We start from the raw sequence: 19424 nt of genomic DNA, 5'->3' as shown, positions 1-19424 counted from the left end.
GCACTTGGCGTCTTGATAATGCGTCGAAATTATCATGCGGGGCGACGCTCTGCTCCCAAAGCGGGTAGCCAACTGGCTGAAGGAACGACCGTTTCCGCCAATCTCATCTCCGGAACCCGCCGTTCCGGAGTGTCCAACGCATCGGTCATTCCTTTACGATGAAGGCAGACAAACAAATGCCGGTTAGAAAAGCGGGATAAGTCAGATGATCCCCCGTCCCGTTAGGCTTGTGGGCGTAAGCCAAGCCTCATCCCAGACCAGCTCCTTTCGTGTTTCCCGCCGCCAGCCCCGAGGCCGCAGCCTGAATGATAGCAGCCTGCACCTGCCCAGCCCGTTCACCAATCGCGGCAACCAGCTTGCCACGATCGTTAGTAAAGATGGTTACGGATTCCTTCGCCCGGGAAATCCCCACATAAAAGGACTTCTGATCGACAAGGTTGGCCGCCTTGCTGTCGGCATGGATCATCACATGATCGGCGGTGCGGCCCTGCGCAGCAAAGGCGGTATCCACATAGGCATGGGCGATATGCCGGTCGCGCGTGGTATCAAGACGGAGCGTTTCGGTTTTGCCGCTCTGAGTCTGGATTGTGACCGTGCGGGCCTGCTGGTCCAGAGTGATCACCTCGCCGCGCTCGCCGTTGATCCGGCCAGCCTCGCGGTCGTTGCGGGCGAAGCGGATACTGTCGCCCGTTTTCAGGTCTATCGGCTGCGGCGCAAACGCCTGGGCATGCCCCGCACCCCATTGCCGCAACCGCCAGTCCACCTCGCGTCCATCTTCCGCCTTGAGCGCGATGGCGGCCCTGACTGGGTCGATGCTCTCGACGCGATAGGCTGCACCCCGCACCACGCCCTTGTCGGCATAGTCGCGGGTGAAGCGGATCACATCGCCCATGTCGTAACTCAAGGGATCGCGCGCCTCCACGCGTGTCAGCCCCTTGTTGACGAGGGCTTCCACGGTGACGGCAGGCCCGGTCAGCGCCCCCGACCGGGTGAGCGCCGCGCGAATGTCGGCGGTCAGCGCATCGCGTCCCTCACGCGATGGCTCGATCACCATGGTGCTGGCACGCTCTGCCTTGTCCAGCGCCGCATACCGCTCGGCAATGGCAGCGAAGCGTGTCGAGCGTTCAGCACTCTCGATGATCTGCCCACCACCCCGGTCCAGCGCGGCCAGCGCCTTCCTGGCATCCCCCTCGATCGACGCCAGCACGGCCTCCTTGGTGGCGAGGTTGGTCTGCCGGACGATCTCGGCCAGCCTGGTGGTTTCCATACCAGCGCCCTGCAACTGGGCAAAGGCCGCACCCGCCTCGACAGACCCCAGTTGCTTCACGTCGCCGACCAGCACGATGCGGGCATTATGCTTCATCGCCAGATCGAACAGCCGCGTGGTATCGCGCGCTGACAACAGCGACGCCTCGTCCACGATCCACGCGGCGGGCCGGGTGGGATCGCCACGCTCTGGCGACAGCAGGTGCCGAGCGACGGTATCGCCGCGCGTGCCCAGCGCTTCGCCCAGCACCATCGCCGCCGAAGCAGTCGGAGCCAGGGCCGTCACCGCAGTCCCGCGCGCCTCGGCCTCGCGGGCGAAGGTCGCCAGCACGGTTGTGGTCTTGGCGGTGCCGGCATAGCCCTGAACGGCGGTGATCCGGTTGCGGCTGGTCAGAAGCTGCTCGGTAGCGACGCGCTGATCGGTATTCCAGCTATGGCCCGCGCGCTCGGCCTGCGCCGCTGCGCCGGCAACAGCCTTGGCGGCGGCAAGCGGTGATGCGATGGGGGCAAACATGCCACGCCCCTCGGACTCGATCCGCAGCATTCTGGCTTCGGTCTCAACATTCTGGCGCGTGGTGAACCCGGCAAACGCCGCTCCGCGCCGATCAATATGGATACGGTCAATCAACTCGCCCTGTTTCGTCGCCGTCTCGATGGCAGTTCCGATCTGGGCGTAACCGATCTTGCCCAACCCGATCCGCCCGGCTTCCTCCTGTAAGGCTGCGGCAGAGAATACCGACTGCCGTTCGCCCAACTTGTCGGCAGCATAGGCGACGGCGCGGGCTGCGGCCCCGTTGCCCTGCATGTCGATGGCGGCGCGATAGGCCAGATCGGCGGCCTTGGCTTCTGCGTGCCTGACCATCGCCAACCTTGCCTCCGCCCCGAACCCCGCTTTGACCGCAGTCTCGCGCCACTCCGCGACAAGCCCCGCATGATCGGCGGCAACCTTGGCCTCGCGTGTGTCGAGCGTGGCAACCTGTTTCTCGATCGCGCTGGCCGCCTCGCGGGACGTGCCGCGCTCCGCTAGTGCCGCCTCGATCTCGGCGCTGCGGGTGCTGAAGGCCTCGATGACTTCGGTGGAGACACCCCTGATCTCGAACATGGACTCCTTACCTGCCTCTATCTCATAGCCGAGTTCGCGAACCTTCATCGCCAGTTCTTGTCGGTAGATCGCGCCGATCTGCTTCTGAAGCTGATAGATCGCGCGCGGCTCAAGGCTACGCCAGGCACCGTCCTCACCCTGCGTCGCGTTCATGATGACATTGTGTGTATGAAGCTGTGGGTCGTGCGCGCGACTGGTGCCGTGCTGGAAGCTGGCGACGACCAGATTGCCGGTCGCCTCGCGGGTGACGTTGCCGCCGTCGCGTATACGGGTGGCGGCCATATGCCGTTCGACATGGGCCATGGCGGTTTTCACGGCTTGCCCATGCGCCTCGATCAGCCGCCGGTCGCCCGCGACCTCCGCCATGATCGACACGGACTTGGGGGCGCTCAAGGTCACGTCCCATCCGGGCCTATGCTCCACCTGCCCGTCCCGAACAGTACCAAGCTGCTGATCGTCGATCCTGCCGTCGAGCAAGGCGCGGAACTGATCGCGGTCCACCTCCCCGGTCAGGCCTAGCGCCTCTGCGCCTTTGCCCTGCCATTGGGACGGCGATAGCCCGCCCTCGGCATAATAGTCGTCGACTTCATAATAGCTGCTGGCCTGCGCCGAACTGGTCAGCGCCGATACCGACGCCACCATCACACCGGCCCCTGACTGTCGGGCTTCGTGGATGGCGACGACGAGGGCGCTGGTGGTGGCGGCGCGGCTCGCGCGGCCTGTCCCCAGAGCATGGTCGCCGGATCGGCAGCGATGAATCCCTGCTGGCGGGGGGTACCGCGCCGCGCAATGTGATCGGCGGTCAGCCTGATCTTCGCCACCGGCAAGCCGTCGGGCAGCAACAGATAGCCCTCGTGCCGCGCAAGGCGTAGCTGGCTCTCCATGACGGCAGGCCGCACCTCACGCATTCTGCCCAGATTGATGCGGTGGCCCTCATCGCCGTCTCCGAGCATGTCGGTTTTGGTCCGGATCTCCATTTCGCAATCGCCGATCGTTTGGCTGGCCCATTGGCGGGTGTCGCTGTCGATGGTTTGCAGGAACAGCTTGGTGTTGCAGCAGCCCAGCATGGATTCCGCAATCTGAGGCCCATAGCGGTGCTGCATCTGCCCCAGCGCCTGAAAGGTCAGCACCACTGCCGCGCCGAACTTGCGACCCTCGGGCAGCAGCCGCGCCAGATTATCAACGCGGGGCAGGTCGGCCAGTTCGTCCAGCACGAACCAGATGCGCCGGTCTTCGGAAGGGTGCAGGCCCAGCATGGCGCTGGCGGCACATTCCAGCCAGCAGGCGAGAAGGGGCTTCGATGCCTCGAAATAGTCCTCCTTCCTTGGCACGAATATCCAGGGCCGCGCACCAGGATGCTGGTCCAGCTTTTCAATGAAGGTGCGGAAGGCGAAGGGTTTGGACTTGTCGTCTTCGGCGCGTAGGAACTGGATCAGGTCCGCTGCCTTGGCCAACATGAACAGCACGCTGCCGGTCGCCCGGTCGGCATCGTCCGCGAAGGTCCGTGCCGATGAGCTGGTGGCCAGCCATTCCTTAAGGTCGTCTTTCGGCCGGTTCTTTAGGGCATGGAGTAGGTCGGGCAGCGTGCGCTTGTTCTCCTGCCACAAAGCTCGGATCATATTGGCGACAAGAATGCGGCTGGTGTCGAGCCACACGTCGCTATCATGCTGGCCCGTCTCGGTGATAAGCTGGTGTGCGATGCGGTCGGCATCAGCGGGATGTGCGATCTCGGCGAAGGGCGACCAAAAGGCGCAACGGGCATCGAACGGATTGAGGATGATGTCGCCGCGCGCTGGATTATAATAGTGCGCGATGAACTCGCCGCTGGTGTCATAGACCAGGGCTGCTTCGCCCCGTGCTTCGATGCCGTCAAGCAACTGACGCAAGGCTGTGGTCTTACCGCTGCCTGTCGTACCGATCATCGCCACGTGCCTGGTTTCCAGCCGGGCTGGTATACCCACTTTGCCGATGGACAGTGTGCGGACGTCGGCTTTCCTGCCGGTCAATTTGGCCAGCTGTTTCTCGTCTACCACCCGCGTTCCTCCGATCCATCGATCGGCGAGCAGGCGCTCGCGTCGCCGCGCCATCGCGCCGCGCAGGGCAATCAGGGCTGCAAACCATCCGCCAAAGCCTAACGCGCTACCCAATCTGGCATAGGACCAGACAAGATCGACGCGCCGCCGGAAATAGGGATGCGCTATGATCTGACGTGCCGATCGCCCTTCTTCGACATGGTCGGGATAATGGACGTCTACCCCAGTATCGGCCTCCCAGCCGGACACGGCCCAGAGCTTGGTCCTTGCCCAGTAATAGGTGCCGGTGGCGAGCATCACGTCCCGGCCCAGCATAATGTTGGGCAATCCCACTCCGCCGAGGGCAACGGAGGCCAGCATGACGATGGCGTGCCGTTTGAGGCGCGCGCCTTGGGTGCTGAGATGATGCTTGCGCAGGGCATCGGCATGGTTGCGGCGATCGTCGGGGCGGGTCACGGCCGGCTCTCCCGCGCAAGGCCCCGCTGGCGATTGTAGGCGGCCGTGATCTCCTCGGTGAGGATCGCGTCGCTCTTGCGCGCACCACTCGCCGCGCTGCGGGCGTAGCAATAGGCAGCGCAGGCGGTGAACAGCGCGCGGTCCAGCATCCGCTCGACATCGAAAATACGCGTGCCGACCGATGCTAGTTCGGTCACGATCTCGCGGGTGTCGATTGTGCTGCCCGTTCCGTGAACGAGGGCAGCAAGCCCCGTGTCCACGACGCGGGCGAGCATGGCATATTCGCTCAATCCGCGTTGTCTGGCGAAGTTGGCAAGGGTGCGGTGCTGGGCCGGAGAGAGCCGCACGGTCTGGGCGCGGGCGCTCATCGTGCCGCTCCCGGCGAGATGCTATTCGCCATCGCGCGAAATGGTGGAATTGTGCCGTTTCCGCGCCGCCGCTTTTGGCGAGATGCTATCAGCATCCCGCCAAACCCGCAGAAAAGCTGGATGCGCCCGTGCGTGAGGTGTGTATCTGAATTGTTGGCTCGATGCGTAGCATCGCAGCCCTGCAACTTTGCAGAAGGGACGACCGGATCAGGCATGGCGCGATCCTTCCCGGCAAGCTGCGCACGGGGTGTCAGCAGTGAAGCTGGAAAGGCATTTTCCCGCATCGTCGTGGCTGGTGTTGGTAGTGTCTGATACCCAAGCGGCGATCATGGCCTTGGCTTCTTGGTCGGCCTTGGGGCGGTCAATCTCCCGACGCTGGCGTGGATGATCGTAAAGGCCGTATTCGACGATCCAGTCCTGGATCACCCGGTCGATGGCGTCCTGCAACCGGCTATCGAGCCGATGTGCAGCGATGGGATCAAGATGCGCGGTAACATGCGGGGCTTCGAGCAGCCCGCCCAGGGGGAAACAGGTTTGGCCCGCGTCCTGCAACGGGCCATCTACCCGCAAGATCGATACGACGCCACGATGAGTATGCAGAACGGGACGTTCGTTCAGCGTCCATTGAATGATCGAGCAACGGTAGGTCTCGCCATCGTCATCTAAGGGCAGCAGCCGCTCGATCAGCGGCTCCACGATGGGCGCAAGCCGCTTGTGAACCGTGAAGCGCAGTGTGACATAGGATCGGTCTGCCAGCCACGCGGCCAGCCGATCAATGGAGTTGCGGATTGAAGGCATGGGTCATCCTTTCGTGAAATCACGATTGCATGGAATCTGTGCTGGGAGATTCAGCGGTGACCGGACCGCCCGTCGATCAGGCTAAGGCCGGGCAGTATCCGGGGTTTGGTTCAGTAACGGCGGGGCTGAAGGCTGTTCAGCCATTCCTCGACATCGCCGGATCGCCATCGAATCTTGCCAGAGCCAATGTGGCAGGGACTGGGAAAGCTACCGTTGCGGGCGCGGCGATAGAGGGTGGTCCGAGATTTGAAGCCGGTGACGTTGAGCACGTCCACGACAGTCAGAAGTTGGTTGCGATCAGGGGGCATGAAGGCGTCCTTTCCACTGTTTGGAGTGCAGGACGTGGCTTTGGGAGGCGCTGGACGCTATTCAGTTCCGCATTCACGGGAATTCATGCATGGGCAATTGGCGCAGATAATTGTTGAAGGCTGGATAGACGCCAGCATGGATTTTCTCCATCCGGCTATCGCTAATCCTCTCTTTGCCAAGGATTTCCTTCTTTCGTTCGAACGTCAGTCGGTCGAGTTCGGGGCGTCGCAAAGCTATGATGATCTGGATCGCCTCGCGGAAGGAGTTTGCACGTGGGTCTGCTTCGGAATGGGCAAGAAGCCACTTTATGCGGCGGTCGAATAAGTCGCGGTCGGCGGTGTCGAGCAATGTTCTGGAGGTGACGAGGGCAGGGGCAACGCGACCGCCCAGCTTGACCAGCAATTCGCTCATGGGAATTGGACGGTGCGGGATGCATTGCCAAAGGTTTTGATCCCGGCTGACAATGAGAAGCGTGCCATGATCAGCAAGAAATGCGCGAAGGGCGCTCTTCGTAACGGGCTTAAGGTTCCCATCGGGAAATCGCTCGATGCATGGGATGTCGCCACTGGCGATCTGTTTTCGAAAGTCGTCAAGCGCCCGCAGATTACGCGCCAGCGTTTCATCCGGCTCGGTGAGCATTTCCTCGATTTCCGGTTCATCGCGCACCTTGGCGCGTTTGCGCGCCCATATGAAGGTGCAGCCTCCAGCAAAAAGCAGGACCAAACCGCCGCCGTGTGCGATCCGATCCTGAGAAGCGATCAGTACCACAGCTAGCAATACGACGACTACCGAGGCCAATTGCGCTAAATGGAGTCCGTTGCGACGTTTGCGTCCGCGCTTCGCCGCCGATGCCATCGCGCCGAGCACACTTGTCGGGATGATGGCGGTCAAGGTCGTTCCTGCTGGTCGTTTCAGAAACGCAATATAGCCATCCCGAATTTTGACGAACTCGGCGGGGCGAAGAGGCAACTGCTCTCGCATCTATCGGCTGGCATAAGCAGAGTGAGGCGAATCTTCAATCGGAAGGGTGCCGGACGCGTGCGATGTCGAGGCGTTGAGATGCACTGCGTGGCCATCGCCAAGATTAAATTTGCACCACCAGCGCACCACCAGAGCGAATTTGGCGGCCCCCGGCGGGGTAAAAATATTGGCTAAGTCATTGAAATCTTGGTCGGGACGAGAGGATTCGAACCTCCGACCCCCACACCCCCAGTGTGATGCGCTACCAGGCTGCGCTACGTCCCGACCGGAGGGCGCCCAATAGAAGCATGTCGATCAACATGCAAGGGATTGAAGGGCGCTTTTTGCGCGCCCGCCGCAATCCCTAATCATGTTGCCTCCCGCGCCTCATCTGTGTTAGCCGCGCGCCCTTGGTCCGTGGCCGTTCCTTCGTGAGCGCCACGGCGGACAAGAGAATCAAGGCGAAAGTCCCATCATGTTCATTTCCCCAGCCTTTGCCCAAGCAGGCGGTGCGGCCTCCAACATGGGCGGCACCATTGGGCTGCTTGCCCAATTTGCGCTTCTCGGTCTGGTCTTCTACTTCCTCCTCATCCGCCCCCAGCAGAAGAAGATGAAGGATCACAAGGCCAAGATCGACGCCGTGAAGAAGGGCGATCAGGTCGTCACCGGCGGCGGCCTCGTTGGCAAGGTGACCCGCGTCGACGAATTTTACGTCGATGTCGAACTCGCGCCCGGTATGAAGGTGAAGGCGGTCAAGTCCACCCTGACCGACGTCGTCGATCCCACGACCGCCAAGCCCGCGAACGACTGAGCCGCTCGATGCTGAACTTCTCGCGCTGGGCCATTGCCGGGATCCTGCTGCCGCTCCTTATCGGCATAGTCTGCGCCGTGCCGAGCTTCCTGCCGGACCCGGTCGTTTCGAAGCTTCCCGGCTTCATGCAGACCCGCGTCAATCTGGGCCTCGACCTGTCGGGCGGCAGCCACCTGCTGCTCGAAGCCTCGACCCAGGACGTCGCGAAGCAGCGCCTCACCAATATGGAGGAGCAGGTCCGCACCGAATTGCGCCGGGGTTCGCCCCGGATCGCGATCGGCGACATTTCCAGCCGCGACGGCAAATTGAGCTTCATGGTCCGCGACCCCTCGCAGGTCGACGCAGCCGTGGAACGCATCCGCCCGCTGACGCAGGGTGCGGGCCTCACCGGCCAGCGCGACTTCAATGTGGAGGTGGTCAACAGCTCCACCATCGTCGTCACCCCGACCGACGCCGGGATCAACAATGCGGTGAAGAGCGCGATGGAAGTCGCGACCGAAGTCATCCGCAAGCGCATCGACGAAATGGGCACGCGCGAACCCACCATTCAGCAGCAGGGCGACAATCGCATCGTCGTGCAGGTGCCGGGGCTTCAGGACCCCAAGGCGCTGAAGGACCTGCTCGGCCAGACTGCGAAGCTCGAATTCAAGCTGGTGGACGCCACCGCCAACCCCGCCGAAGTGGCGCAGCGCCGCGCGCCGGTGGGCAGCGAAGTCTTGCCCTATCCCGGCAATCCGTCCGGCGTTCCCCTGATCGCGGTCAAGCGGCAGGTCATGGTGTCGGGGGAGGACCTGACCGACGCAACGCAGGGCTTCGACCAGAATAACCAGCCCATCGTCAATATCCGCTTCAACGGATCGGGCGGCCGGAAATTCGGGCAGGTCACGTCGCAGAATGTGAACCGCCCCTTCGCCATCATCCTCGACGGGCAGGTGCTGTCGGCCCCCAATATCAACGAACCGATCTTGGGCGGCAGCGCGCAGATCAGCGGCAACTTCACCGTCGAAAGCGCCAACCAGCTCGCCATCGCGCTGCGGTCGGGCAAGCTGCCCGTCGCGCTGACCGTGGTGGAGGAACGCACCGTCGGGCCGCAACTGGGCGCGGACTCGATCCGCGCGGGGCTTGTCGCTTCGCTCATCGCGGTGGTCGCGGTCGCCGCCTTCATGTTCGTCAGCTACGGCCGCTTCGGCATGTATGCGAACCTGGCCGTCACCATCAACGTGCTGGTGATCCTGGGCGTGATGGGCATGCTCGGCGCGACGCTGACGCTGCCGGGCATCGCCGGTTTCGTGCTGACCATCGGCACGGCGGTCGACGCCAACGTCCTCATCTACGAACGCATCCGTGAAGAGCGGCGGCGCGGGCGCAACGTCGTCCAGTCGATCGAGCATGGCTATAAGGAAGCCAGCCGCACCATCTTCGAAGCGAACGTGACCCACGCCATCGCCGGCGGCATCATGCTCGCGCTCGGCTCCGGCCCGGTGAAGGGCTTCGCCATCGTGCTGCTGATCGGCATCGCGACCAGCGTGTTCACCGCCGTCACCTTCACCCGCCTGCTCGCGTCGCGCTGGCTCCGCGCCAAGCGCCCGACCGAGATCCACATTTAAGGGGCCGGGAGAGAACCCATGAAACTTCTGAAGCTCGTCCCCGACAACACCAATATCGGCTTCGTCAAGCTGCGGCACTGGGCCTTTGCCCTGACGATGCTGCTGACCGTGCTGGCGGTGGGCGCGACCGCCTATCGCGGCCTGAACCTGGGCGTCGATTTCGTCGGCGGCCTGATGATCGAGGCCAGGTTCGAACAGCCGCCGCCGCTCGACCGGGTGCGCACGACCATCGACCGTCTCGGTGTCGGCGACGGATCGCTCCAGCAGTTCGGCGACCCGAAAACGGTGCAGATTCGCTTGCCGCTTCCCGAACAGGGCGGCGCGGGCGCGGCCAACGCCATTGTCGAAAAGGCGCGCAAGGCGATGACGGCGCAATTCCCCGGCGTCACCTTCTCGCGCTACGACACCGTCTCTGGCAAGGTTTCGGGCGAACTGATCCAGAACGGCGTGCTCGCCGTCATGCTGGCGGTGATCGGCATCGCGATCTTCTCCTGGTTCCGCTATGAATGGCAGTTCGGCGTCTCCACCTTCGTCGCGATCATGCACGACGTGCTGATGACGCTCGGCTTCTTCGCCGTCACCCAGCTGGAATTCGACCTCAATATCGTTGCCGCCGTGCTGACGATCGTTGGCTATTCGATCAACGACAAGATGGTCATCGACGACCGTATCCGCGAGAATATGCGGAAATATCGCAAGATGGACATAAAGTCGCTGATCGACCTGTCGGTCAACGAAACGCTGCCCCGCACCGTCATGACGTCGTTCACCATCATGCTGGCGCTGGGCGCGCTGCTGCTGTTTGGCGGCCATGTGCTGCGCGGCTTCACCGCAGCGATGATGCTGGGCATTGTCGTTGGCACCTATTCGTCGGTCTATGTGTCCTCCTCGCTGCTGATCACGCTCGGCCTCAGCCCGCAGATCAGCGAACGCAAGGCCGCCAAGAGCGGCCTTGCCGCCCAGGCGGAGCGGATGGGCCCGCGCGACGATGGAGCGCGGCCCTGACCGACAAGCGGATCGGACTGGAACTGCGCCGGGACGACACGGGGCACGGGCCGATCATCACCGGCTTCGCGGGACGCGGCTTCCGCGTCCGCGACGATGTGTTTCCGACCGGACTGCTGCTGACGCCTGCGCTGGCGCTGGGCTGGGATGATGCGCCTGCGCTCGGGGATCTAACATTGGCGGCGCTCGTGCCGCTGCTGTCGCTCGATCCGCCGCCCGAATTCCTGCTGCTCGGCACCGGGGGTAGCATGCGCCGGCCGCCTCGCGCCCTCGTCGCCGATCTGGAAGGACGCGGCATTGGCGTGGAAGCTATGGATAGCCGCGCGGCCGCCCGGGCCTGGGGCGTATTGCGGGCCGAGGAGCGCTGGATCATCGCCGCCCTGCTGCCGCTCTGACGCGGCCATCGCCGGCATCTGCCGCCCACGGGAGCGGCCAGGCCGGCCACCTTGTCGCCATGCCTTGGCCCGTCTTGCGCTTTTGGTCGCATCCGCATAGTCTTACCGCAAGTTCCTTCACCTTTCGGTGGAGGCGAAGAAGAAGAGATACGGCCATGGTGCAGCACAGCCGCCCATCGCCGCAGAGTTCCGGTCCCTCTGGGGGTGTTTCGGGCCAAGGCGCCCGTTCCGGCCAGAGTAATGGGAGCAAGGCTGCGGCCATACCTCCCCCGTCGAAGCAGCGGGGCATTTTGCCTCATCCGCCACGCGGACGGCGATCCTATGCCGCCATTGACCTTGGCACCAATAATTGCCGCCTGCTGATCGCCAAGCCGTCCTCCGACGGGTTCATCGTCGTCGATGCCTTTTCGCGCATCGTCCGGCTGGGCGAGGGGCTGGCCGCGACCGGGCGGATCAGCGATGCCGCGATCGAGCGCGCGATTGCGGCCCTGTCCGTCTGTGCAGACAAGCTGCGGCGGCGCCATGTCACGCTGGCGCGATCGGTCGCGACGGAGGCCTGCCGCCGCGCGTCGAACGGCGCGGAGTTCATCCAGCGCGTCTATCGCGAAACCGGCATCGTGCTCGACATCATCAGCGCGCAGGAAGAGGCGCGGCTGGCGGTGATGGGATGCCACGCCCTGCTGGAACCCGGTGACGGGCCTGCTTTGATCTTCGACATTGGCGGCGGTTCGACCGAACTGGTTCTGGTGGATGTCCATCATTCGGGCGAACCGCACATCGTCGACTGGGTCAGCGCGCCATGGGGCGTTGTGTCGCTGACCGAAAGCGAATTGTTCGACCATGGCGATCCGGGCGAGCGCATCGCGGCCTATGGACGCATGCGGGCGCGGGTGGCGGATGCCTTCGCGCCGCTTGCCCGTCGCCTGCCGCGCGATGCGCCCGCGATGCGACTGCTCGGCACATCGGGCACGGTGACGACGTTGGCCAGCGTGCACCTGAACCTTCCTCGCTATGATCGGCAGGCGATCGACGGATTGATCGTGCCGACGGCATCGATGCGCGCAATTTCGGGCAGGTTGTCGGCCATGCCCCTGTGTGAACGCCAGAGTCTGCCCTGCATCGGCGCGGAACGGGCGGACCTGGTGGTGGCGGGCTGCGCGATCCTGGAATCGATCCTCGACATCTGGCCCGCCGAGCGGCTGGGCGTCGCTGATCGGGGCATCCGCGAAGGCATATTGCGTGGCCTGATGGACCGTGACGGAGCGGCAATGTGAGGGGCGCGGGCACCGGCAAGGTCCGGGTCAAGACCGCAAAGGGCCGCACGGCGCAGTCCACGCGCTGGCTGGAGCGGCAGCTGAATGATCCCTATGTCCGCCGCGCCAGGGCGGAAGGGTGGCGGAGCCGCGCCGCGTTCAAGCTGATCGAACTGGATGAGAAGTTCCATTTTGTAAAAGGGTCGCGGGCCGTCGTCGACCTGGGCGTCGCTCCCGGCGGCTGGGCGCAGGTGGTCCGCAAGCTGGCGCCCAAGGCGAAGGTGGTCGGCATCGACCTTCTGCCCACCGATCCCATCCCCGGCGTCACCTTGTTCCAGATGGACTTCATGGACGACAAGGCGCCGGCGGTGCTGGCCGAAGCGCTGGGTGACGCGCCCGATCTCGTCATATCCGACATGGCGGCCAACACGGTGGGCCATGCCGCGACCGATCATTTGCGGACCATGGGCCTTGTCGAAGCGGCAGCCTGGTTCGCGGTCGAAAATCTCCGCAAGGGCGGCAGCTTCGTCGCCAAGGTCTTCGCAGGGGGCACCGATGCCGAACTGCTCGCCCTGTTGAAGAAGCATTTCACGACCATCAAGCATGCCAAGCCGCCCGCCAGTCGCAAGGGCAGCGTCGAATGGTATGTCGTGGCGCAGGGTTTCAAAGGTCGACCCGACGACGCAGGCTGACGCCGCGGCTTGGGGGGTCGTTTCACAGCATAATCGGGGGCATCTTGGTTTCGACGGTATCGACGGTCGCCTATCTAGGATTGGAGGCACGTGGCGTGGAGGTGCAGTGCCAGCTCGTCCCTGGCCTGCCCAACTTCATCGTGGTGGGCCTGCCGGACAAGGCGGTGGCGGAAAGCCGTGAGCGGGTCCGCAACGCGATCGCCGCGATCGGGCTTTCGCTCCCGCCCAAACGGATCACCGTCAATCTGTCGCCGGCGGACCTGCCGAAGGAAGGATCGCATTTCGATCTGCCGATCGCACTCGCGCTGCTGGGCGCGATGGGGGTGATCGATGCCGAGACGCTGGCCGGCTATGTGGTCGTGGGCGAACTCGGGCTGGACGGCCGTATCGCGCCGACGCCGGGGGTGCTGCTGGCGGCGATGCATGCGGTGGAAAAGGAACTGGGACTCGTCTGTCCGATGGCACAGGGCGCGGAAGCGGCCTGGGCGGGGCAGGTGGAGGTCATCGCCGCGCCTGACCTGCTCGGCCTGCTCAACCATTTCAAGGGGACGGCAGCCCTGTCTCCGCCGCAGCCGGGCGCGGTGGAGCCGCCCCTGCGCGGCGCCGACCTGCGTCAGGTGAAGGGCCAGGAAAGCGCGAAGCGCGCGCTGGAGATCGCCGCGGCCGGCGGCCATAATCTGTTGATGGTCGGCCCGCCCGGCGCGGGCAAGTCGCTGATGGCGAGTTGCCTGCCCGGCATATTGCCCGCGCTGACCCCGGCCGAGGCGCTGGAGACATCCATGGTCGCGAGCGTCGCCGGCACGCTGGAGGGCGGACGGATCAGCCGCGCCCGGCCGTTCCGCAATCCGCATCACAGCGCGTCGATGGCGGCGTTGGTCGGGGGTGGGCTCAAGGCGCGGCCGGGCGAGGTGAGCATGGCGCATCTGGGCGTGCTGTTCCTTGACGAGCTTCCCGAATTTCAGCGCGCCGTGCTGGATTCGCTGCGCCAGCCGCTGGAGACGGGCGAAGTGACGGTCGCGCGGGCCAATGCGCACGTGACCTTTCCCGCGCGCGTCCAGCTGATTGCGGCGATGAATCCGTGCCGCTGCGGCCATCTGGGCGATCCGGCGCTTGCCTGTTCGCGCGCGCCGCGCTGTGCGGCGGACTATCAGGCCAAGGTGTCGGGGCCGCTGCTCGACCGCATCGATCTGCATGTCGAGGTGCAGGCCGTGACCGCCGCCGACCTCGTCCTGCCGCCGCCGGCGGAAGGATCGGCCGAGGTGGCCGATCGAGTGGCGGCGGCGCGCGGGGCGCAGACGCGGCGCTATGCCGGCACACCGGTGCGGACCAATGCCGAGGTGGATGGCGACCGTCTGGAAGAGGTCGCAGGCCCCGATTCCGCCGGCCGCGAACTGCTGGCGCAGGCGGCGGTGGCAATGAAGTTGTCAGCGCGCGGCTATACAAGGGTGCTCCGCGTCGCGCGGACCATCGCCGACCTGGCCGATGCCGAACATGTCGGCCGGGTGCACGTCGCCGAAGCGCTCAGCTACCGGCGGCGGCCGCCGGTGAACTGAATTTCCGGAGGTCAGCTCCGGCCTGCGACCTCGGCGAGCCGCGCCTTGGCGAGTTGCTGGATCTTCGCGACATCCTGCCGCGCTTCCAGGAAGCGGCGGGGGTTGATCGGCTCGCCGGCCAGCCGCACCTCGAAATGGAGATGGTCGCCGGTCGAGCGGCCGGTTGAACCCATGCGGGCGATCCGGTCGCCCCGGCTCACTCGCCGGCCAACCCGCGTTTCGAAGCCGGAGAGATGGGCATAGCGGGTCATGATGCCGTTGCCATGATCGATCTCCACCACATTGCCATAGCCCGTGCGCTGGCCGACGAAGCTGACCAGGCCGGCGGCGGCCGCCAGGATGGGCTGGCCGTGGCGACCGGGAAAGTCGAGGCCGGCGTGAAAGGCGGCGCGGCCGTTGAACGGGTCCCGGCGATAGCCATAGGAACTGGACAGCATCGGCGCAGCGGTGGGGCGACCCGAGGGAATGGTCATCAGGCTGGATTCGAGAAATTCCATGCGCGAGAGCGCGGTGGCGAGCCGTTCGAATTCACCCGGCATTGCGTCGTCCTGACCATGCCAGGGCACGAAGGGCCCGCCTTGGGCGCGGGCGGCGGTGCGGGCGAGCGCGTCGGGATTGAGGCCGAAGCTGCGGATCGCGGCGGCGGTCTTGTCCGAGCGACGCTCGACGGCGCGCGTGAGCAGCATGGCGAACCGGCGCTGTCGCGCGTCGATCTTCTGCAGCGGTGCGACTTCGGGGGCGGTGCTGATGCGGGTCTTGAGGCTATGGCCGCCTGGCGCGCGCGGAGCGTCATCTGGATTGCCGACCAGGCCCTCCGTCGCGGCGACGCCCTCATGGCCGAAATGGGTGCGGTAGAGATCGTCCATGAAGTCCTGCCGCGCTTCGAGCTTGCGGGCGAGAGCTTCGATGGATTTGCGAGACGTTGCGGCCTTTCCTGCGGCGCGGTCAATCGCCTGGTTCCCCGCTGCGAGCGGGGCGCGGTCGCGCCCCACGGCCGAAAGGCCGGACGCAATCAACAAGGTGAGCGCCACTCCGCCGATCAGCAGGGCAGCGACCAGACCGGCGGCGATGAACTGCGCTCCACGGGTGATATGCAGGCACCGAAATTCGCCGTTCGAATGGAGATACAACTCTCGATCCGGGCACAAGGCAATGAGACGACGTCGGAAGGCGCAAGCCCTCCGGAATATATGCTGCGACAATTGCGACCCCGACTTCTCTTGAGAATCGGGCCGCTAGCAAAAGCCGCGTGATCGCGCGAATCCGGCAAGGCGGAGTCGTGACGAGTCGAAACGAAGGTGGGGCAGAACGTGCTCGCGATCCATTTGTTCCGTGGTCTGGCGAAAATTCCTGCGGCGGTTCCGTGGGTCCGGACAAACGGTCCAGCCGCATCCTTGACCCGTCGAACCCGCATCGCTATAGGCCCGCCTGCCCAAAGCACCTGGCTGGACGGATTCGTTCGCTCAATCTGGCTCTTGGGGCGTCAGAGCTGAACATTGCCGGTGCTCTTGCGGCTCCGGGCGGTTATCGCCGCCGGGGCCTTTGCTGTTTGGACGCGATTGCTTCCTTGCGGCAAGGACAAGCGGGAATGCATGCGGTAAAGTAACTGAAAAAGGTGAAGGGCTTCATGCCAACGATCAACCAGCTGGTCCGCAAAGGCCGCGAATTGCAGAAGACCAAGTCGAAGGTCCCTGCCATGGAAGCGAACCCGCAAAAGCGCGGCGTTTGCACCCGTGTCTACACCACGACCCCGAAGAAGCCGAACTCGGCTCTCCGCAAGGTGGCGAAGGTGCGCCTGGTCAACCAGCGCGAAGTCATCACCTATATTCCGGGTGAAGGCCACAATCTTCAGGAGCACAGCGTCGTGCTGATCCGCGGCGGCCGCGTTCGCGACCTTCCCGGTGTGCGCTATCATGTGCTGCGCGGCGTTCTGGATACCCAGGGCGTCAAGGACCGCAAGCAGAGCCGTTCGAAGTACGGCGCGAAGCGTCCGAAGTAAGGGAGACTAGAATATGTCACGTCGTCGTCGCCCCGAAAAGCGCGTTATCCTGCCCGATCCCAAGTTCGGTGATATCGTGCTGTCGAAGTTCATGAACAGCATCATGCAGGACGGCAAGAAGGCCGTCGCCGAGTCCATCGTCTACGGTGCGCTCGAAACCGTCGAGACGAAGTCCAAGAAGGACCCGATCGCGATGTTCCATGATGCGCTGAACAATGTGAAGCCCGGCATCGAAGTCCGCAGCCGCCGTGTCGGCGGTGCGACCTACCAGGTCCCCGTCGAGGTGCGCCCCGAGCGCGCCCAGGCGCTGGCGATCCGCTGGCTGATCACGGCTTCGCGCAACCGCAGCGAAACCACCATGGCTGCCCGCCTGTCGGGCGAGCTGCTGGACGCCGCCAACAACCGCGGCAATGCCGTCAAGAAGCGCGAAGACACGCACCGCATGGCGGAAGCGAACCGCGCCTTCTCGCACTACCGCTGGTAAAGAGAAGCGGGCGCTTGTGTGCCCGCTTCGCCATTCTGGTTTTGAATATCGGTCCGTTCGCCGTGGGGCTACCCATGGCGGACGGATTGGTTTAGGGGCCAGCCGCAAGACTCATTCACTCACCGCCGGTGTGCCGGCAACGGAGAAGCATCATGGCCCGCAGCCATCCGCTCGAACGCTATCGCAATTTCGGTATCATGGCGCATATCGACGCCGGCAAGACCACGACGACCGAGCGCATCCTTTACTATACCGGCAAGTCCTACAAGATCGGCGAAGTCCATGACGGCGCCGCCACCATGGACTGGATGGAGCAGGAGCAGGAGCGTGGTATCACCATCACCTCGGCTGCGACGACCTGCGTTTGGAAGGCCGAAGAGGGCAAGGGCCCCGAGCATCGTCTGAACATCATCGACACCCCCGGCCACGTCGACTTCACCATCGAAGTCGAGCGTTCGCTGCGCGTGCTGGACGGCGCGGTCGCCGCGTTCGACGGCGTTGCCGGCGTCGAGCCGCAGTCGGAAACCGTGTGGCGCCAGGCGGATAAGTACAAGGTTCCGCGGATGTGCTTCATCAACAAGCTCGACCGCACCGGCGCCAACTTCTATTATTGCGTGCAGACGATCATCGATCGCCTGGGCGCCACCCCGGCCGTCCTCTATCTGCCCATCGGTGCGGAGTCGGAGTTTAAGGGCCTGGTCGACCTGGTCGAGAACCGCGCCATCATCTGGAAGGATGAGAATCTGGGCGCCGAATTCTCCTATGAGGAAATTCCCGCCGACCTCGCCGACAAGGCCGCCGACTATCGCGAAAAGCTGATCGAACTTGCCGTCGAACAGGACGACGAGGCGATGGAAGCCTATCTGGAAGGCAATCTGCCCGACACCGCAACGCTCAAGAAGCTGATCCGCAAGGGTACGCTGAACCAGTCGTTCGTGCCGGTGCTGTGCGGATCGGCGTTCAAGAACAAGGGCGTGCAGCCGCTGCTCGACGCGGTCGTGGACTATCTGCCTTCGCCGCTCGATATCGAAGACGTTCAGGGCATCAACCCCGACAACGATCAGCCTGACAGCCGTGCGACCTCAGACGACGCGCCCTTCTCGGGCCTGGCGTTCAAGATCATGAACGATCCGTTCGTCGGTTCGCTCACCTTCCTGCGCGTGTATTCGGGCACCTTGACCAAGGGCACCTATCTGAACTCGGTCAAGGACAAGAAGGAAAAGATCGGCCGTATGCTCCTTATGCACGCGAACTCGCGTGAGGACATCGATGCCGCTTATGCTGGCGACATCGTCGCGCTGGCCGGCATGAAGGAAACCACCACCGGTGATACGCTGTGCGCCGAGCGCCAGCCGATCATCCTGGAGCGGATGGAATTCCCCGAGCCGGTCATCGAGCTGTCGGTCGAACCCAAGACCAAGGCGGACCAGGAAAAGATGGGCGTCGCGCTCAACCGCCTGGCTGCCGAAGATCCGTCCTTCCGCGTCACGACCGATCACGAATCGGGCCAGACCATCATCAAGGGCATGGGCGAACTGCACCTCGAAATCCTGGTCGACCGCATGAAGCGCGAGTTCAAGGTCGAGGCGAATGTCGGTGCCCCGCAGGTCGCCTATCGCGAATATCTCAAGAAGCCGGTCGACATCGACTACACCCACAAGAAGCAGTCGGGCGGCACCGGCCAGTTCGGCCGCATCAAGGTGAAGCTGACGCCGGGCGAGCGTGGTGCGGGCATCATCTTCAAGGACGAGATCAAGGGCGGCAATATTCCCAAGGAATATATCCCCGCGATCGAAAAGGGCATGCGCGAGACGGCGGCCACCGGCTCGCTGATCGGCTTCCCGATCATCGATTTCGAAATCCTGCTCTATGACGGCGCTTATCACGACGTCGACTCGTCCGCGCTGGCGTTCGAAATCACTGGCCGCGCCGCGATGCGCGAAGCGGCGCAGAAAGCAGGCATCACCCTGCTCGAACCGATCATGAAGGTCGAGGTCGTCACCCCTGAGGAATATCTGGGCGACGTCATCGGCGACATGAACAGCCGTCGCGGCCAGATCCAGGGCACCGACACGCGCGGCAACGCCCAGGTGGTCGAGGCGATGGTGCCGCTGGCCAACATGTTCGGCTACGTAAATTCGCTGCGCTCCTTCACCCAGGGCCGCGCGAATTACTCGATGATCTTCTCGCATTATGACGAAGTGCCCCAGAATGTGGCGGACGAAGTCAAGGCGAAGATGGCCTGAAGATTTCCCAAAAGCGGGCCGCGCAGGCGGCTCGGTTTTGGGCTGGTAATCTGTGAATTTGCTGCTATGGACGCGCCTTCGCGAGGC

17 protein-coding genes and 1 tRNA gene are annotated in these 19424 nt (G+C 64.1%); 10 read left to right on the top strand and 8 right to left on the bottom strand.

Going from position 1 to position 19424, the window contains the following annotated elements; translation table 11 throughout:
- Positions 1-247: 247 nt before the first annotated feature.
- The 7 genes from mobF to AAC640_RS13125 form a co-directional block, all read right to left on the bottom strand.
- Positions 248-3010, bottom strand: coding sequence for a MobF family relaxase (gene mobF / locus AAC640_RS13155; RefSeq protein WP_340266964.1), 2763 nt, complete (start codon positions 3008-3010; stop codon positions 248-250).
- Positions 3010-4857: a type IV secretion system DNA-binding domain-containing protein gene (locus AAC640_RS13150; RefSeq protein WP_340266962.1), complete on the bottom strand. Its 1848-nt coding sequence runs from the start codon at positions 4855-4857 to the stop codon at positions 3010-3012. The genes mobF and AAC640_RS13150 overlap by 1 nt, the downstream gene beginning before the upstream one ends.
- Positions 4854-5225, bottom strand: a complete 372-nt coding sequence (locus AAC640_RS13145) for a hypothetical protein (RefSeq protein WP_340266960.1) — start codon at positions 5223-5225, stop codon at positions 4854-4856. Before AAC640_RS13145 ends, AAC640_RS13150 begins: the two co-directional genes overlap by 4 nt.
- 207 nt (positions 5226-5432) lie before the next feature.
- Positions 5433-6023 (bottom strand): hypothetical protein, encoded by a 591-nt coding sequence (locus tag AAC640_RS13140; RefSeq protein ID WP_340266959.1) that lies wholly within the window; start codon positions 6021-6023, stop codon positions 5433-5435.
- 110 nt (positions 6024-6133) lie between these two features.
- Positions 6134-6331: a helix-turn-helix transcriptional regulator gene (locus AAC640_RS13135; protein WP_340266957.1), complete on the bottom strand. Its 198-nt coding sequence runs from the start codon at positions 6329-6331 to the stop codon at positions 6134-6136.
- A 73-nt stretch (positions 6332-6404) separates the two neighbouring features.
- Entirely contained in the window at positions 6405-7223 is an 819-nt protein-coding gene (locus AAC640_RS13130) for a hypothetical protein (RefSeq protein ID WP_340266955.1), read from the bottom strand.
- Positions 7224-7500: 277 nt separating this feature from the next.
- A tRNA-Pro gene (locus AAC640_RS13125) sits at positions 7501-7577 on the bottom strand.
- Between the two features lie 190 nt (positions 7578-7767).
- Here AAC640_RS13125 and yajC point away from each other — a divergent pair.
- From yajC to AAC640_RS13090, 7 genes are all read left to right on the top strand, one after another.
- Positions 7768-8103, top strand: a complete 336-nt coding sequence (yajC, locus tag AAC640_RS13120; protein ID WP_340266953.1) for a preprotein translocase subunit YajC — start codon at positions 7768-7770, stop codon at positions 8101-8103.
- Positions 8104-8111: 8 nt separating this feature from the next.
- Positions 8112-9710: a protein translocase subunit SecD gene (gene secD, locus AAC640_RS13115; protein WP_340266951.1), complete on the top strand. Its 1599-nt coding sequence runs from the start codon at positions 8112-8114 to the stop codon at positions 9708-9710.
- Positions 9711-9728: 18 nt separating this feature from the next.
- Complete coding sequence (secF, locus tag AAC640_RS13110; RefSeq protein ID WP_340266949.1) at positions 9729-10715, top strand: protein translocase subunit SecF; 987 nt, start codon at positions 9729-9731, stop codon at positions 10713-10715.
- Between the two features lie 56 nt (positions 10716-10771).
- The gene (locus AAC640_RS13105) at positions 10772-11110 is read left to right on the top strand and encodes an MTH938/NDUFAF3 family protein (protein ID WP_340266980.1); all 339 of its coding nucleotides are present in this window, start codon (positions 10772-10774) and stop codon (positions 11108-11110) included.
- 155 nt (positions 11111-11265) lie between these two features.
- Positions 11266-12384, top strand: coding sequence for a Ppx/GppA phosphatase family protein (locus tag AAC640_RS13100; protein ID WP_340266947.1), 1119 nt, complete (start codon positions 11266-11268; stop codon positions 12382-12384).
- Positions 12381-13055, top strand: a complete 675-nt coding sequence (locus tag AAC640_RS13095) for an RlmE family RNA methyltransferase (protein WP_340266945.1) — start codon at positions 12381-12383, stop codon at positions 13053-13055. The genes AAC640_RS13100 and AAC640_RS13095 overlap by 4 nt, the downstream gene beginning before the upstream one ends.
- 44 nt (positions 13056-13099) lie before the next feature.
- Complete coding sequence (locus AAC640_RS13090; RefSeq protein ID WP_340266943.1) at positions 13100-14608, top strand: YifB family Mg chelatase-like AAA ATPase; 1509 nt, start codon at positions 13100-13102, stop codon at positions 14606-14608.
- A gap of 11 nt (positions 14609-14619) precedes the next feature.
- Here the strand turns inward: AAC640_RS13090 and AAC640_RS13085 are convergent, their stop codons facing one another.
- The gene (locus AAC640_RS13085; protein WP_422794994.1) at positions 14620-15810 is read right to left on the bottom strand and encodes a M23 family metallopeptidase; all 1191 of its coding nucleotides are present in this window, start codon (positions 15808-15810) and stop codon (positions 14620-14622) included.
- A gap of 425 nt (positions 15811-16235) precedes the next feature.
- On the opposite strand from AAC640_RS13085, the gene rpsL reads away from it, so the two are divergent.
- The 3 genes from rpsL (at position 16236) to fusA (ending at position 19337) form a co-directional block, all read left to right on the top strand.
- Positions 16236-16607, top strand: coding sequence for a 30S ribosomal protein S12 (rpsL, locus tag AAC640_RS13080; RefSeq protein ID WP_007686591.1), 372 nt, complete (start codon positions 16236-16238; stop codon positions 16605-16607).
- Positions 16608-16620: 13 nt separating this feature from the next.
- Complete coding sequence (gene rpsG, locus AAC640_RS13075; RefSeq protein WP_037464411.1) at positions 16621-17091, top strand: 30S ribosomal protein S7; 471 nt, start codon at positions 16621-16623, stop codon at positions 17089-17091.
- A 152-nt stretch (positions 17092-17243) separates the two neighbouring features.
- Positions 17244-19337 carry an elongation factor G gene (gene fusA, locus AAC640_RS13070; RefSeq protein ID WP_340266937.1) on the top strand — a complete coding sequence of 698 codons (2094 nt, stop codon included), beginning with the start codon at positions 17244-17246 and terminating at the stop codon, positions 19335-19337.
- Positions 19338-19424: the final 87 nt, after the last annotated feature.

The organism is Sphingobium mellinum (genome assembly GCF_037860795.1).
GTDB lineage: Bacteria > Pseudomonadota > Alphaproteobacteria > Sphingomonadales > Sphingomonadaceae > Sphingobium > Sphingobium mellinum.
This window is presented reverse-complemented; position numbering and strand designations above follow the sequence as displayed.

Bases quoted from the DNA above. Each gene is read 5' to 3' on its own strand.
- mobF (WP_340266964.1), bottom strand. From the start codon at position 3,010: ATGGTGGCGTCGGTATCGGCGCTGACCAGTTCGGCGCAGGCCAGCAGC.
- AAC640_RS13145 (WP_340266960.1), bottom strand. From the start codon at position 5,225: ATGAGCGCCCGCGCCCAGACCGTGCGGCTCTCTCCGGCCCAGCACCGC.
- AAC640_RS13140 (WP_340266959.1), bottom strand. From the start codon at position 6,023: ATGCCTTCAATCCGCAACTCCATTGATCGGCTGGCCGCGTGGCTGGCA.
- AAC640_RS13135 (WP_340266957.1), bottom strand. From the start codon at position 6,331: ATGCCCCCTGATCGCAACCAACTTCTGACTGTCGTGGACGTGCTCAAC.
- yajC (WP_340266953.1), top strand. From the start codon at position 7,768: ATGTTCATTTCCCCAGCCTTTGCCCAAGCAGGCGGTGCGGCCTCCAAC.
- secD (WP_340266951.1), top strand. From the start codon at position 8,112: ATGCTGAACTTCTCGCGCTGGGCCATTGCCGGGATCCTGCTGCCGCTC.
- secF (WP_340266949.1), top strand. From the start codon at position 9,729: ATGAAACTTCTGAAGCTCGTCCCCGACAACACCAATATCGGCTTCGTC.
- AAC640_RS13100 (WP_340266947.1), top strand. From the start codon at position 11,266: ATGGTGCAGCACAGCCGCCCATCGCCGCAGAGTTCCGGTCCCTCTGGG.
- rpsL (WP_007686591.1), top strand. From the start codon at position 16,236: ATGCCAACGATCAACCAGCTGGTCCGCAAAGGCCGCGAATTGCAGAAG.
- rpsG (WP_037464411.1), top strand. From the start codon at position 16,621: ATGTCACGTCGTCGTCGCCCCGAAAAGCGCGTTATCCTGCCCGATCCC.
- fusA (WP_340266937.1), top strand. From the start codon at position 17,244: ATGGCCCGCAGCCATCCGCTCGAACGCTATCGCAATTTCGGTATCATG.